This window comes from Paucibacter sp. M5-1 (assembly GCF_027498415.2).
GTDB lineage: Bacteria > Pseudomonadota > Gammaproteobacteria > Burkholderiales > Burkholderiaceae_C > Roseateles_E.
This window is the reverse complement of record NZ_JAPZLM020000001.1, coordinates 34177-47210: the sequence shown is the minus strand read 5'-3', so window position 1 is coordinate 47210 and position 13034 is coordinate 34177. Positions and strand designations below refer to the sequence as shown.

Sequence of the window (13034 nt, the reverse complement as noted above, 5' to 3'; positions counted from 1 at the left end):
TTGCCACCCAATGCCTTCGAGCACTGATCGGCAATCAAACAACATATCGTTGTGTTCGAAAAAGTTCGACCAGCACAGCATCACGAAGAACCTTGCGGTCGCCATTACGGCGGATTAGGTTCTATAGTGAGGTGGATCATCAGGAGCCTGACCATGCATCGTTTGCAAAAACGAGCCGATTCAGTAACGGTCTTGCCATGCTAGTGAGCATTGCGTCGGTTAGCCTCGAGCAGGGAGCGATTCAGGTCCCAATTCGGCAACGGTTCGCCGTTCTTCCCTCGGTGGTGTTCAGCGTCTTGATGGCCTTGCTGCCGTCATCCGCGTCGGCCGAACCAGCGCCGGCGCTTCGATGCGAGTCGAAGATCCGTGCTGTCTACGTGAAACTCGTTGACCCTAAAGGACATGGGTCAGCCATCGGCACGACTAGATTCACCCGTGCAGTTACAGAGAAAATTCTCGAAGCTGCCCAAGTTGATTTCGAGCTATCTCAAGTACCCTACGCAAGAGCAGTGTTGGAGCTTGGGGACGGTCGCGCGGACGCTGTCGTCATATCCGAACTGGCCGTGCAAGAGCCTCATCATGATGGGGTAAGGGTTCCGCTGATGCGTTTGCAAATGGTTCTCTACTCCAAGGCACCATCTCATGATTTTCCATTGAGCTCCAGTTCGGTCATCGGAAATTTGAGAGGTTTCGCGGTGCCTGCGCAGCTATCAGTATCGGGCGCGCGAATTGAAAGCATCACGTCAATTGAGTCAATGCTTCAGATGCTTGCGAAGGGTCGGATAAGTCACGCTCTGATGGTTAGGGGACAGGCGGAGCTTCTGATGGCCGAATGGCCAGAGCTGAAGCAGGGGCTTGAAGAGACCCTGGTTGTGGGCAATCAGCACCTGATAGCGTACTTTTCTGATCGCCTAAAAAAGGGATGTTCAGAGAAGTTGAGACGAGCTGCAGTCAAGGTGAGGGCTGCGGAGATGGAAGGGCTGTTTCTGACGCATCTTCCTCATCTCGACTATGAGAAATTCAGATACTGACCCGGACCTGCAAACCTCCTTTTTGCGGGCCGAATTTCCGTCTGCGCGGATTATTAAACCTTCATCGGCGCCGCGCATGGATCTCAGTGAAATCGGAGCCTTCAGATTGTCGCAGCTGCGGCATTTCCAATCATCAGCCAGCTCGGGGCTTGGAGAAGCGACAAACTGTCAAAAAAAGCGCCGCATTCAGAGCCAGATGAAATACCGCCGCGAGTTGAGCCCGTCAGCCGCCCCATTTCGATACGTTCGTACACTACGATGATTTCACAAACAAAGTGCGCACTCCCGCGTGACCTCGGGATTACTTCCGGCCTTCTATCGATCTTGGCCATTGCTTTCTTGCAAGCAATAAACAGTTTTGGGTGCTATAGCCACGATTTTTATTCGTACTTGAAGGCGCTGACTTTCATCGCTGTCCCTATGCTGCCCGCACTCGCGTGCCTAGTGGCGAAACGGCCAGCCCGCACAGTGGGAGCCTCCATCTTCTTCGCGCCATGGCTGCTTTTCGCTACCTACACTGATTGCATTCGCCCCGGCGTGGATGGGGGCGCTTCGATGGTGTATGCCTCCGTTATGCTCTTTGGCCTTCCGTCTGCTCTGTTTGGTGCCATGCTCTGGCCCACCCTTTGGCGGATCTTTCGTGGAGGCACGAGCTAAGTGGAATTTGACGGTGCCTTGCGAGGGGCTAGTTCCTCCGAGGCGATTCAACCTGCTGCTGCGGCTGCTCGCGCAATGCCAGTCTTACCGACCGGTACAGGGCTTTCGACGATGGACACGCTTCAAATGCAAGCTACGTATGCATGTCCTTGTTTGCTCCTCGACCAATTCCTTTGCGAGTGTCCGCCGAGCCGGAGCGGCAGTTCGCGCGCACGTCGCGCTACGCGAACGGGATTGAATACCGAATCAATAGTGAGCAGAGTTATTGGCGGCATGGAGTGGCGTGGTGCGGCGACTTCAACTTCCCAGATTCCTACTCAATGATTACTCGGTGCACATGAAAGTGGCGCCCTCGGCTTCTAGACCGCAGACCTTGTGCGTCCGCGCCGGACTTTTTGAACGCGACTGCATACCTGGATAGACGGAGTGTTACGTTACACCGCTGACCCTCTAAGCTGAATGAACTTATGCGGATTGGCAACCAGCCGGTGAGGCCAAGGTATCGCAATGCCAATGGCTTTTGCCGAGCTTGCGCCGAGCGATTGGAAGCTCCCTGGCCATGTAATCGGAGGACTTGCAAGTTGGGCACCGCCCTATTCCCAGCGCGGGATGGCCATGTTGATGCAATGTTCGGCATGTAGGCTGACGGCGGAGATCTGTGCACCCAGCCGCCTCTCCGCACACAGAGGAGATGTAACCAATGAGAATTCTGCTGGTGGAAGACGAACCGGAATTTGCTGCGGCACTGCGCGGCGCCCTCGAGCGCGAAAGATGCGTGGTGGATCATGTGAACCAATTGGCGTTGGCTCGCGAGGCCTGCCTCTCGAACGCATACGACCTTGTCCTGCTTGATCGCAGCTTGCCGGATGGGGATGGCCTTTCACTGGTATCTGCTGTGCGGGCTGCGATTCCTGGTCTTCCTATCATCGTTCTGACCGCACGCGGAGAAGTGGCCGATCGCGTCGGGGGCCTAGACGACGGAGCGGACGACTATCTCGTAAAGCCGTTCGCGCTTGAAGAGTTGTTTGCACGCATCCGTGCAGTCCGGCGCCGCCCGATGGAACTTGGCCTTGAAACAATCCAGGTCGGCGCACTCGTCTTAGACATCGCCAATGACGAGGTGAGTGTGGCCGGCGTTCGGATAAACCTTGCGCGTCGCGAGCAGCGCGTCCTGGCGACTCTCGTTAAGCGGCGTGGGCGTACGGTATTGCGCGAGTCCCTCGAACAGGGTGTGTACGGGTTTGACGACGCCGTACAGTCGAACACGCTCGACTCCCACATCTCGCGCTTGCGTCGCAAGCTGATGGCCGCAGGGGCCGGTGTCGAAATCCACGCCATAAGGGGTGTCGGCTACCTGTTGAAGCCACAACCTTGAGTGGAAAATCGCCGTCCCTGAAATGGCCTTTGATTGTTCAGCCGCTGCTGCTCCAATTCACCATATTGTTCATAAGCTTTCCAATCATGGTTGCGTTGGCAACGCGTGTAGACAGCGGCGGGCCATATGCGGATGAAACGATCACGCCGATCATTGCCCAGGCCATAGAGCGCGAAGGCGATGGTCGCTTGGTTGTGCGCATGACGCAGGACCTGGCTGAACTGCATGCCGAAGCGCCAAACCTGTGGTTTATGGCCGAGGACGATGCAGGCCAGCGCGTCAATTTTGGTCCGGTGCCCGCGCAGTACGCCGCCTCCGTGGGATTGATGCGTGACCTCTCATACGGGCATTTGCGTGGTCGCTTTGCGCCCCATTCATTGAGCTCGGTCGTCCGCCGTGAGGATTCACTCGCCGGTCCCTTGACGATCGTGGGGCATGGCAAGCTAACCCGGCTGGGCTTCACCGTCATCGTGGCTTCCAGCCTTGCAGCTCTTCCCATTTTTATGGTGATGGTGCTGGTGTCGCTGGTTGCAATCCCCTGGATCGTGCGACGCTCTCTCGCCGGCGTGGCACGCATAGCGCGTGAAGCCGAACAGGTCGACGCTGGCCGTCGTGGCATGCGGCTTAGCGAGGAACAGGTGCCTGAGGAGATCGCCCCCTTGGTTCGTGCAATCAACGATGCGCTCGGTCGTTTAGACGAAGGCTATGAGCGGCAGCGCAGATTTATCGCGTCGGCCGCCCATGAGTTGCGCACGCCGATTGCCATTCTGAGAATCAAGATTGATGCGGCTCAGGATGCGCCGACGCGCAGTCTGGGCAGCGACATCGAGCGGCTCGCCAACTTGGCCGAGCAAATGCTTGATGTCCAGCGCTTGGACTCTTCCATACACCATGCAGAGCTGGACCTGGCATCGCTGGTTCGACGGGTGGCGGGCGAGCTGGCACCACTCTTGATCGCGACACAATGCTCCATCGAGGTCACGGTGGACGGCGCGCTGCCTATCCGTGGCGACGGTGGGGCGATCGAAAGAGTCGTGGCCAACTTGGTGCAAAACGCGATTCACCATGGCGGTCGCCACGTGATAGTTCGCGTCTTCGGTCGTACGTTCGAGGTCGAGGACGACGGGCCCGGCATCCCATCTGATGCGCGCGAACGGGTGTTCGAGCCCTTCTATCGATTGCAGCCGCGATTGTCTGGCGGTGGACTCGGGCTCCACCTTGTCAAGCAAGTAGTCGAGCATCACGGCGGCCAAGTGTCACTCCTTGGGGCGCCTGGCGGAGGCACTATCGCACGGGTTGCCTTTCCATCAGTCTGAACAACTGCGGATCGAAGGCCATGTTGACGCAACCCTCCGCTGTTCTACTCACTTGGCGGCGACGTCCTCGTCTACGGCGACGAACGCCGCGACCCATACCTTTGACAGGAAGATAAACATTGAACTCATCGTATTTCACAGGAATGTGCCGGACAGCCTTGATTCTGGGCTTGGCAGCCGCACTGGGCGCCGGTCTGGCTGCGTGCACGTCGCCTGAACAAAAGCGGCAGGCTAACCTTTACCAAGATAAGACCACCTGTGGGGACTTTGGCGCGCGTCAGGGCACTCCCGAATACACGGAGTGCATGCTTACGCAACAAAACCGGCGCGACCACGAAAAGCTCAACGCTCTTGAGCGTCAGCGACTCTCGATCCAGATGAGCAAGGACAGCATGGAAATGACGCGCAAAGTCCAATGCGATAGGGATGCGAAGAAGGACAAAGAGGCCGGACTCCGGCCACGCCGCTGCGACTAAGCTGATTCAGGCAGAAACGATGCATCTGGTGTCGGCATTAAGAATGCCGCATCCAAAAGCTGATGCAGATACTGCAGTCGAGCTGGAAGTGATCGAAGCGCCCTGAGCATCAACACGGCTCTTCGCAGCAGTTCTTTCCGATTTCGGATGGACTTACGATGCCGCGCTTCGGTACTCCCAGGGCCCCGGGCCCAAGCTTTACGAACCAGCTATCGACAAGCTGACCTTGGCGCGTGAACTTCTTGCTCATGGGCAAGACTCTCGGGCCAGCAGACCGCGGAGCTTTCGATGGATTGCGATGTGGCCGCTGGCCTGCTCAGTTGAGCGTCGAGCGTGACGGCGCGCCGAAACGGCCGGCCGTCAAATCGGCAAATGCATTGAACAACCAGGGGCATCCGGGCGCCACCGCGTAGAGCTGGCGATGCCCGGTCGAGCGACGGCGCACCGTCAGCAAGCGATCCGGCAAGCCGATCGCTGCCAACTCCTTCGGTGCGCCCTCGGACATCTCGAAATCAATGGGGTCGAAGCCGGCGAGCTCCAGCGTGCTGGCGAGCGTGGGCCATAGTTGCAACGCTGGGGTGTTGATCGGCTGTGCCATCAGAAAGCTCCTAACTTCATCCCCGGTACAACTTATCCGGCTCCCCAGATTTTGGTCGGCTCGCGTGACACGGTGATGACCAAGCCAAGCATAGAATCCGCCACCAGACGGTCGCGCAAGGGCGGCTCGTTCTTGTTCTCGATGTTGGAGGCCATGCAATGAGCGCGATAGACTCGCATTCCCAGTGGACGGGGCCACCGCTGCTGCAGGACCTGGACGGGCTGCTGCCGGCCTTGCGCGGCTACCCGGTCACCGATCTGGTCACCGTCTATACCGAGACGGCGACGCAGGCGCCGGCCTCGATGGACGCGGCCCGCAGCTTTGTACTGGTCGATCGCTGCATCTCCAACTGGATCGCGACGCTGGAACTGACCCTGGCGTCGAGCGAACCCTGTGACGAAGAGCCGCACAAGCGCCTGCGCCAGCGGCAGCAAGGCGCCCGGGATGCGTTGCTGGGCGTGCGCCGCATGCTGTCGGCCGCCGAGAGCCGGCGGCGCGGGAGTGCGCAGCCGCCTCGGTCCTGAGAGTCAGCCGCGCTGCAGCCGGAACTCGCCGGCCAGCGTACTCATCTGCTCGGCCTGCTGGTTCATCGACTGGGCTGCCGCCGCCGACTGCTCGACCCGGGCCGCGTTCTGCAGGGTCATCCGGTCGATCTCGGCGATCGCCTCGCTGAGCTGAGGCATGCGGGCCGACTCGTGCTTGGCGCCGCTGGCGGTGCTGCGGATCATGCCGCTGTCGGCGATCTTGTGCGAGCCGGCACTGATGCTCTGCATAGCGACCAGGAACTGGCCGACCACGGTGCAGCCCTGGCTCGCGGCCTGCGAAGCAGCCTGCGCCAGCCGGCTGGCCTCGTCGGCGGCGCGGGCAGCATTGCCCACCGTCAGGCTCAGCGGCTCGGCATTGCTCGCCGCCAGCAGCGACGCGAACTCGTCGAAGGAGGCAATCTCGGTAGTGCAGGCGCCGGACATGTAGCCACGAACCGCACTTGCCAGCTTCAGATCCGCAGGATCTACGACGACATACGCGGACATGTGGGCACCACAGACTTGAGCACAGGGGAGCCGACGACATCGCCGAAAGCGGCCAGAGCGCCGCAACGAAGCTCAATGCGTACTTCGGTGCTCTCCTGCGCAGTCGGGATAGCCAGCGCGGCAAGAAGCTCGCCGCCGGCACCGTGACAACTGCGCCCACCTTGGCCTTCTTCACGTTGTGTCGCCACTTGTGCACAAGGTTGGCGTTCAGACCGTGGGCTAGCGCAATGCTGGCCACTGACGCGCCTGGCTGCTGACACTCCACCAGCTTAAGCTCATCATTGCGGCGCCGCCGTGCTGGGTTGGCGTCTGACATGGCGCCCACCTTATCTTGTTTGGTGGGCACCATTGACGGCTCACCACGGGCGATCTCAAGGTGGAAAATCTGGCCGCTTACCGCTCACTTGAGATGCTTGTCCAAGAACTGGCGGATCACGGCGCCAATCTCGACGCCGTGTGTCTCCAATGCCAGGTGGCCGGTGTCGTAGAAGCGCACGTCTGCGCTGGGGATGTCACGCTTCCACGCCAGCGCACCCGCGGGCAGGAAGAAGGGATCGTTCTTGCCCCACACCGCCAACAGCGGTGGCTGATGATTGCGGAAGTAGGCCTGGTACTTCGGGTACTGCGCGACGTTGGTCGCATAGTCCAGCAGCAGGTCGAGTTGAATGTCCGCATTGCCCGGGCGAGACACCAGCATGCTTTCCAGCGCAATCGCATCGGGCGCGACCAGGCGGGCGTCAGAAACGCCCTCGAGGTACTGCCACTTTATGGAAGCCGGCGTGGGGAATTCGTGTAGCGCGTCGCGATTCGCCTTGCTCGGTTCCTTCCAATACTTCTGGATTGGTGCCCAGCCCTTTCCGAGCCCTTCTTCATATGCGTTCCCGTTCTGCGAGACGATGGCAGCGATCCGACCCGGGTTTGCCAGGGCCATTCGCCAGCCGACCGGGGCGCCGTAGTCGAAGACCTGCATCGCATAACGGTCCAGCTTCAACTGCTCGGTGAAACGTGTCATCGTCTTCGCAAGTTCATCGAAGGTATAGGCGTATTGACCGCGCGGGGGAGCTTCTGTGAAGCCGAATCCGGGCAGGTCCGGGGCGATGACGTGGTACTTGTCTGCCAACGTCGGGATGAGGTTGCGATACATGAACGATGAGGCCGCATACCCATGGAGCAGCAACACCTTGGGTGCCTTCGCATCGCCCGCCTCTCGGTAGAACACCTTCACATCGCCCACTTGCTCAAAGCGGTGACGCACTTGCAGATCTGCCGCGCTAACTCCTGTGGACAGCATTGCAGCCGCTAGGCCTGCCGTCGCAATTGAAGAGATCGATGTCATATCTTTAGCTCCTGTAACCAGTTAAATGTGTTTTAGAGGTTACCATCACTTATGTAACCCGTCAAGGTGAGTTTTCAAAGTTACAATGCATCCCATGCCCAAAAGTTCAACTCCGTTAGCGGAGGCTCGGTTCGTCGGTGACAACTTGGCGCTCGACTTCATCAATACACGGTATGGCGTCGGTGCAGCCGAGCGCGAATGCTTCGTGGATGACGCAAGCGTGATTGCTTGGCTGCGGCAGGCTGAGGCGCTACCTGACGACGTCCAAGTGGCACCGCACGACTTGCTGCAACTGGCGCTGGAGCTGCGGGAGAACGCAGAGGAGCTGGTCACCGCGGCGAAGTTGCGAATCGCCACAGAGGTCCATGTGATCAATCGGGTCCTTCGCAGTGGGGCCGGGATCCAAGAACTGCGGTGGGACGCCGCGAGCCAGTCATACAGGGTATTCAGCGCGCGCCGCCAGTGCGACGCCGCCAGCCTGCTGTATCCCGTCGCCGAGGCGCTGGTGGCGCTGCTGACGGACACGCCGCTCGACCTGGTGAAGGCTTGTGAGGCGCATGACTGCACGCTGCTGTTCCATGACGTCACCAAATCGCACCGTCGGCGCTGGTGCAGCATGGCTGCATGCGGCAACCGGATGAAAGTTGCAGCGTTCCGGGAGCGCAAGCGCGCCGAGTAGTGCGCTTTGCTTAGAGCGCGCCGAGGCGTGTGGTCGCGGTGTTCGCGTTATCGGCTCGCTGGCCTGAGCTCCGGCAGCTTCGCGACAACTTTGATCTCGAAGTCGAAGCCGTAAAGCCAGGTGACACCGATGCCGGTGAGCGTGGGATGCGGCGCTTGTCCCCAATACTCGCCGACGACGATGGGCCACACCTTCTCGAAGGTCTGTTCCGGGTTGACCAGAAAGACGGTCACGTCGATCACATCATCGAAGCTGCAGCCGGCGGCCGCGAGGATGGCGTTGAGGTTGTCGAAGGCGCGGCGAACCTGCCCTTCCAGCGTCGGCTCCTTCGAGCCGTCCTCGCGGCTGCCGACCTGCCCGGACACGAACAGCAGGCCGTTTGCACGGATCGCCGGTGAGTAACGGTTCTGGTCGTACAGCTCTTGACGGCCGTCGGGGAAAACTACATCGCGTGCAGTCATGGAAGTCTCCTTTCAAGCGGGAACCGGGTCGACCGGCAGTGGGGGTGAATTCAGCGTCATCGGCATCGGGCAACTTCATGCACCCGGCGTTACAGCCCGACGCATCCTGTGCAAGCCAGTCCTTCGACGAACACACGAAGCTCCAGTAGCTTGATAACGAGCTGTTTGCGCCGTTGAATGGGTAAGCGCTTGCAGTTGGGGGTAACGTTCCCCCGGTCATGCCTCCCTGTCCGCCTGCGTCATACCTTCAGGCTGCGCAGGAGACCCTCAAGGTTCAGCTCACCAGCCCTGGTCTGAGCTCCTGCCTGGAGTCCCCCTCGGATCAACCTTTCGGCGGCTGGTTGGGCGAAGAGCCCAGCCCATGCTTCGTTCTCGCGCCTGAAACCCTCTCGCAGGTCGGCTGCCCTTACGGCTTTCTTGGCTGCGGCAATGACGCCCTCGGGTAGCGCCGCAATGTTGCGTGCCAGCCGATCGACGAAATCATCGAGTTCGGTCGCGGGGATAGCTCGGTTGATCCATCCGTACCGTTCTGCCGTTGCCGCGTCAATGAGATCTGCGCCGAGAATCACCTCGAGGACGCGACCACGCGTCATCCGGTCCGACAAGTATTGGGTGGCTCCACCTCCCGGCGTGATGCCCATCAATGATTCGCACTGAGCCAAGCCCGCTGAACCAACTGCGGCGAACACCATATCTGCTGCCGAAACGAACTCCGCCCCTCCGCCGCGTGCAATACCGGCGAGCTTGATGATGGTCAACTGCGGTTGCTCTCGCAGCAGCTCTCCGAACGCCTGGAACGGGTTGAGGCCTTCTGGTGTTTCAAGCACAAAGTCGTCGAAGGCGTGCGGGTCGTCGATCAGTGTCATGTCGACATGGGCAATGAAGAACTCCGGATCTGCACTCTCGAAGACGAGGACGCGAATGTCTGGCTCCTCCCGTACGGATAGAAGGAACTGACGCAGCTCCTTCATTAGTGGTACGTCCAGCACGTTCACGGGCGGATTACTGATCGCAATCGTCGCTACGCCGTTCGCACGCTCGATTTGAAGCCTGCTGGTTGCCTGCTTCAGCGTGTCGGCTTTCTCATCTGTGTTCATGGTCAGTTCTCATCTTGGCCAGTGAGATCAGGCGCCGATGCCGTTGACGAAGGCCAACAGGTCGGCGTTGAGCTTGTCCTTGTGCGTGTCAGCCAAGCCGTGCGGCGCCCCGGGATAGACGACTAGCTTCGAGCCCTTGACAAGCTTGGCCGCGGCGCGGCCTGAAGCATCTATCGGCACGATCTGGTCGTCGTCACCATGCACCACCAGTGTGGGCACGTCGAACTTCTTCAGGTCTTCAGTGAAGTCGGTTTCGGAAAAGGCCTTGATGCAGTCGTAGGTGGCCTTGTGACCCGCCTGCATGCCGGCGGCCCAGAACGAATCGATCAGGCCCTGCGACACCTTCGCGCCCGGCCGGTTGAAGCCGAAAAACGGGCCCGAGGCGATGTCCTTGTAGAGCTGCGAGCGGTTGGCGAGTTCGCCGGCACGGATGCCGTCGAACACCTCCATAGGCAGGCCACCCGGGTTGGTGGCGGTCTTGAGCATCTGCGGCGGCACAGCCGAGATCAGCGCGGCTCCGGCTACGCGCTTGCTACCGTGGCGGCCGATGTAGCGCGCAACTTCCCCGCCGCCGGTGGAGAAGCCCACCATCACGGCTTTCTTCAGGTCGAGCTTGTCCATCACCGTGGCCAGGTCGTCGGCGTAGGTGTTCATCTCGTGTCCGCCCCAGGGCTGGCTGCTGCGGCCATGTCCGCGGCGATCGTGGGCGACGCAGCGGAACCCGCGAGAGGCAAGGAACAGCATCTGCGCTTCCCAGCTGTCGGAGTTCAACGGCCAACCGTGGCTGAAGACGATGGGCTGGCCGTCGCGCGGACCCCAGTCCTTGAAGTAGATCTGTGCGCCGTCGCGAACGGTGAGGTGGGTAGCGGTCATGGCGGTCTTCCTTGATGAGGGTTGAGGTGCAGCTGCGGCGGGCAGTGCGGTGGCGAGGCCAATGCTGGCACTGCTGATGAGCAGGCTGCGGCGGTTCAGAGAGGTGTGGGTCATGGCATGTCCTTTCTTAAGCGATGGGGTCGGAGGCGGTCTCGCGAGCGGCAGCACGATGCCGTCCTTGACGCATGCCGCACTGGCTTGATGGCGCCACCGTGCCGAGGACGGGGAGCGATAACGCCTCCCCGGCTCGTGATGCCGAGACGCACCGACCCGGGCGGCCTAACTGTCTGACTTAACGGCTACCGTAGAAACCGCCAAAGTGGCCCACCGGCGACCAGGCGGGAAGAATCTGAGGCAGTGCTGGCGACAGCTTGCTGTAGTCCTGCGCGGCGAACACCACGCGGCCGTCCATGATGGTCAAGACCGACGAGATGGACTTGATTTGGGATTCCGGGACCACAAAGTAGTCCTTGTCCAGCAACGCGAAGTCCGCCAAGTGGCCGGGCGCGATCAGCCCTGCCTCAGATTCGGCATTCATAAACCAGGCCGGACTCCGGGTGAACAACCCGAGCGCCTCCTCGCGCGACAGTCGGTTGCCCTTAGCCAGCACTTCAGAGCCGGAAACCGACTTTCCAGAAACCATCCAGCTGATGCCTACCCAAGGGTTGAACGTCGCGGCACGGAAGGCGTCTGTCGTCATGGCCAGAGGGATTCCACTGTCCACAAGCTGGCGCAGACGCGGTGTGAGCAACGCCTTCTCGCGGCCGTGGGTCTTGGCAAAGCCGTCGCCGTGCAAAGCCATCTTGGTGTCCAAGGCGATGCCACCGCCCAGCGCCTTGACCCGGGCGATGTTCGCGGGGCTGATGGTTTCGGCGTGCTCGATGCTCCAGCGCAGACCCTGGAGGGGCGTTCTCTCGTTCAGCGTCTCCAGCGCATCAAGGAAGGGCGTGATGTTCTCGTCGTAGCTGATGTGCATGCGGAAGGGAATGCGCCGCTGCACCAGCTTGGTCACATCCTTCTCCACCAGTTGCCGCATCTTGTCAGGCTCGATGACGACAGCGGGGCGGTCGAAGTTCTCGTGATCGTGCACATCCAGGCACAACACTTCACCAGCACCTCGGTAGACATGGCCGTGAGCCAGATGCAGGTGCAGGTTGTGACCGGGGCTAATTGGCGCAGTCCTCGTGATCGCTCTGATCTGCGCCTCGACCATGTTCATGGGCGTGCCGTCGCCGAACTGCATGTCGACGAATGGCATGCGCACGTTGAGCCGGTTGTCGCTGGCCAGGACAGCCACATTGGCCTGCATCCTGGGATAGCCCCGGTTCCCCGCGTCGATCGCCGTCGTGATGCCGAAGCGGTTGAGGTCGTGGATGGTGTAGACCAGCGAGCTCACCTCTTCATCGATGGACGGCTGCGGCACCATGGTTTCCATGGCGATGAAGGTGAAGGTGTAGCCATGAACCACCCCCGTGTACTTGCCTTGATCGTCCTTTTCGAACTCAGTGCCAGGCAATTGCGGAAACTTGTCGGTTCCCACACCAAAAGCATCCATGGCCTGTTGGTTCATGAACGCGCGGTTGTAGGCGTACTGCACGATGAACGGGTGATCCGGCACCGCCTTGCGCAACTCGTCCATGGTGGGGAAGCGGTTCTCCTCGAACTGGTACGGAGACCAGCCTCCGATCACCTTCACCCAGTGCCCTTTCGGCGTTCGTGCGGCTTGCTCGCTCAGCATCTGCAAGGCGCGACGCAAGGTTGGCACACCATCCCAACGCACGTTGTAGTTATAGGCACTTTCGTTGAGCACGTGGGTGTGCGCATCGATGATGCCGGGAATCAGCCGGCGACCGCGCGAATCGATCACCCGGGTGTTGCTACTCTTCAGATCCAACACCTCGGCATCGGAGCCGACGGAGTAAATTCGACCATTCTTGACGGCGAGCGCGGACGCCTCGGGTTGCGCCGGATTACCGGTGAAGATCTTCGCGTTGTGCACGATGAGGTCGGCACCCGGCGCATCATGCCTTGCTTGCCCGTGAGCGATGGTCAAGAAGCCGCACGCGGCCAAGAGTGTCGTCAGTAGCGTTCGGATCATGGCTGC

The 13034-nt window shown here is 60.4% G+C and carries 13 protein-coding genes; 6 read left to right on the top strand and 7 right to left on the bottom strand.

Going from position 1 to position 13034, the window contains the following annotated elements; genetic code table 11:
* Window positions 1–377: 377 nt before the first annotated feature.
* From O5M90_RS00220 to O5M90_RS00205, 4 genes are all read left to right on the top strand, one after another.
* A complete protein-coding gene (locus O5M90_RS00220; RefSeq protein WP_269838444.1) occupies window positions 378–1031 on the top strand; it encodes a hypothetical protein in 654 nt (217 codons plus the stop codon).
* Window positions 1032–2388: 1357 nt separating this feature from the next.
* Window positions 2389–3063, top strand: coding sequence for a response regulator transcription factor (locus O5M90_RS00215; protein WP_269838446.1), 675 nt, complete (start codon window positions 2389–2391; stop codon window positions 3061–3063).
* Entirely contained in the window at window positions 3060–4379 is a 1320-nt protein-coding gene (locus tag O5M90_RS00210) for a sensor histidine kinase (protein ID WP_269838448.1), read from the top strand. The genes O5M90_RS00215 and O5M90_RS00210 overlap by 4 nt, the downstream gene beginning before the upstream one ends.
* Before the next feature lie 170 nt (window positions 4380–4549).
* The gene (locus tag O5M90_RS00205; RefSeq protein WP_269838449.1) at window positions 4550–4855 is read left to right on the top strand and encodes a hypothetical protein; all 306 of its coding nucleotides are present in this window, start codon (window positions 4550–4552) and stop codon (window positions 4853–4855) included.
* 316 nt (window positions 4856–5171) lie between these two features.
* Here O5M90_RS00205 and O5M90_RS00200 read toward each other — a convergent pair whose 3' ends face one another.
* Window positions 5172–5453, bottom strand: a complete 282-nt coding sequence (locus tag O5M90_RS00200) for a hypothetical protein (protein WP_269838450.1) — start codon at window positions 5451–5453, stop codon at window positions 5172–5174.
* 158 nt (window positions 5454–5611) lie between these two features.
* On the opposite strand from O5M90_RS00200, the gene O5M90_RS00195 reads away from it, so the two are divergent.
* On the top strand, window positions 5612–5977 hold the full coding sequence (locus O5M90_RS00195; protein ID WP_269838451.1) for a hypothetical protein: 366 nt from the start codon (window positions 5612–5614) through the stop codon (window positions 5975–5977).
* Window positions 5978–5980: 3 nt separating this feature from the next.
* Here O5M90_RS00195 and O5M90_RS00190 read toward each other — a convergent pair whose 3' ends face one another.
* Window positions 5981–6421, bottom strand: coding sequence for a hypothetical protein (locus O5M90_RS00190; protein ID WP_269838452.1), 441 nt, complete (start codon window positions 6419–6421; stop codon window positions 5981–5983).
* Between the two features lie 463 nt (window positions 6422–6884).
* Entirely contained in the window at window positions 6885–7775 is an 891-nt protein-coding gene (locus O5M90_RS00185) for an alpha/beta fold hydrolase (RefSeq protein ID WP_440402501.1), read from the bottom strand.
* A 139-nt stretch (window positions 7776–7914) separates the two neighbouring features.
* Here O5M90_RS00185 and O5M90_RS00180 point away from each other — a divergent pair, with 139 nt between their 5' ends.
* Window positions 7915–8499 (top strand): CGNR zinc finger domain-containing protein, encoded by a 585-nt coding sequence (locus O5M90_RS00180; RefSeq protein ID WP_269838453.1) that lies wholly within the window; start codon window positions 7915–7917, stop codon window positions 8497–8499.
* Window positions 8500–8546: 47 nt separating this feature from the next.
* Here O5M90_RS00180 and O5M90_RS00175 read toward each other — a convergent pair whose 3' ends face one another.
* The 4 genes from O5M90_RS00175 to O5M90_RS00160 form a co-directional block, all read right to left on the bottom strand.
* Window positions 8547–8960, bottom strand: a complete 414-nt coding sequence (locus O5M90_RS00175; RefSeq protein ID WP_269838454.1) for a RidA family protein — start codon at window positions 8958–8960, stop codon at window positions 8547–8549.
* A 239-nt stretch (window positions 8961–9199) separates the two neighbouring features.
* Window positions 9200–10057, bottom strand: a complete 858-nt coding sequence (locus tag O5M90_RS00170) for an enoyl-CoA hydratase/isomerase family protein (RefSeq protein WP_269838455.1) — start codon at window positions 10055–10057, stop codon at window positions 9200–9202.
* A 27-nt stretch (window positions 10058–10084) separates the two neighbouring features.
* Window positions 10085–11044 carry an alpha/beta fold hydrolase gene (locus O5M90_RS00165; protein WP_269838456.1) on the bottom strand — a complete coding sequence of 320 codons (960 nt, stop codon included), beginning with the start codon at window positions 11042–11044 and terminating at the stop codon, window positions 10085–10087.
* Between the two features lie 178 nt (window positions 11045–11222).
* The gene (locus tag O5M90_RS00160) at window positions 11223–13028 is read right to left on the bottom strand and encodes an amidohydrolase (protein ID WP_269838457.1); all 1806 of its coding nucleotides are present in this window, start codon (window positions 13026–13028) and stop codon (window positions 11223–11225) included.
* Window positions 13029–13034: the final 6 nt, after the last annotated feature.

Coding starts and splice junctions, on each gene's coding strand:
- O5M90_RS00190 (WP_269838452.1), bottom strand. CDS start 6,421: ATGTCCGGCGCCTGCACTACCGAGATTGCCTCCTTCGACGAGTTCGCG.
- O5M90_RS00200 (WP_269838450.1), bottom strand. CDS start 5,453: ATGGCACAGCCGATCAACACCCCAGCGTTGCAACTATGGCCCACGCTC.
- O5M90_RS00170 (WP_269838455.1), bottom strand. CDS start 10,057: ATGAACACAGATGAGAAAGCCGACACGCTGAAGCAGGCAACCAGCAGG.
- O5M90_RS00160 (WP_269838457.1), bottom strand. CDS start 13,028: ATGATCCGAACGCTACTGACGACACTCTTGGCCGCGTGCGGCTTCTTG.
- O5M90_RS00180 (WP_269838453.1), top strand. CDS start 7,915: ATGCCCAAAAGTTCAACTCCGTTAGCGGAGGCTCGGTTCGTCGGTGAC.
- O5M90_RS00165 (WP_269838456.1), bottom strand. CDS start 11,044: ATGACCCACACCTCTCTGAACCGCCGCAGCCTGCTCATCAGCAGTGCC.
- O5M90_RS00175 (WP_269838454.1), bottom strand. CDS start 8,960: ATGACTGCACGCGATGTAGTTTTCCCCGACGGCCGTCAAGAGCTGTAC.
- O5M90_RS00215 (WP_269838446.1), top strand. CDS start 2,389: ATGAGAATTCTGCTGGTGGAAGACGAACCGGAATTTGCTGCGGCACTG.
- O5M90_RS00185 (WP_440402501.1), bottom strand. CDS start 7,775: ATGCTGTCCACAGGAGTTAGCGCGGCAGATCTGCAAGTGCGTCACCGC.
- O5M90_RS00195 (WP_269838451.1), top strand. CDS start 5,612: ATGAGCGCGATAGACTCGCATTCCCAGTGGACGGGGCCACCGCTGCTG.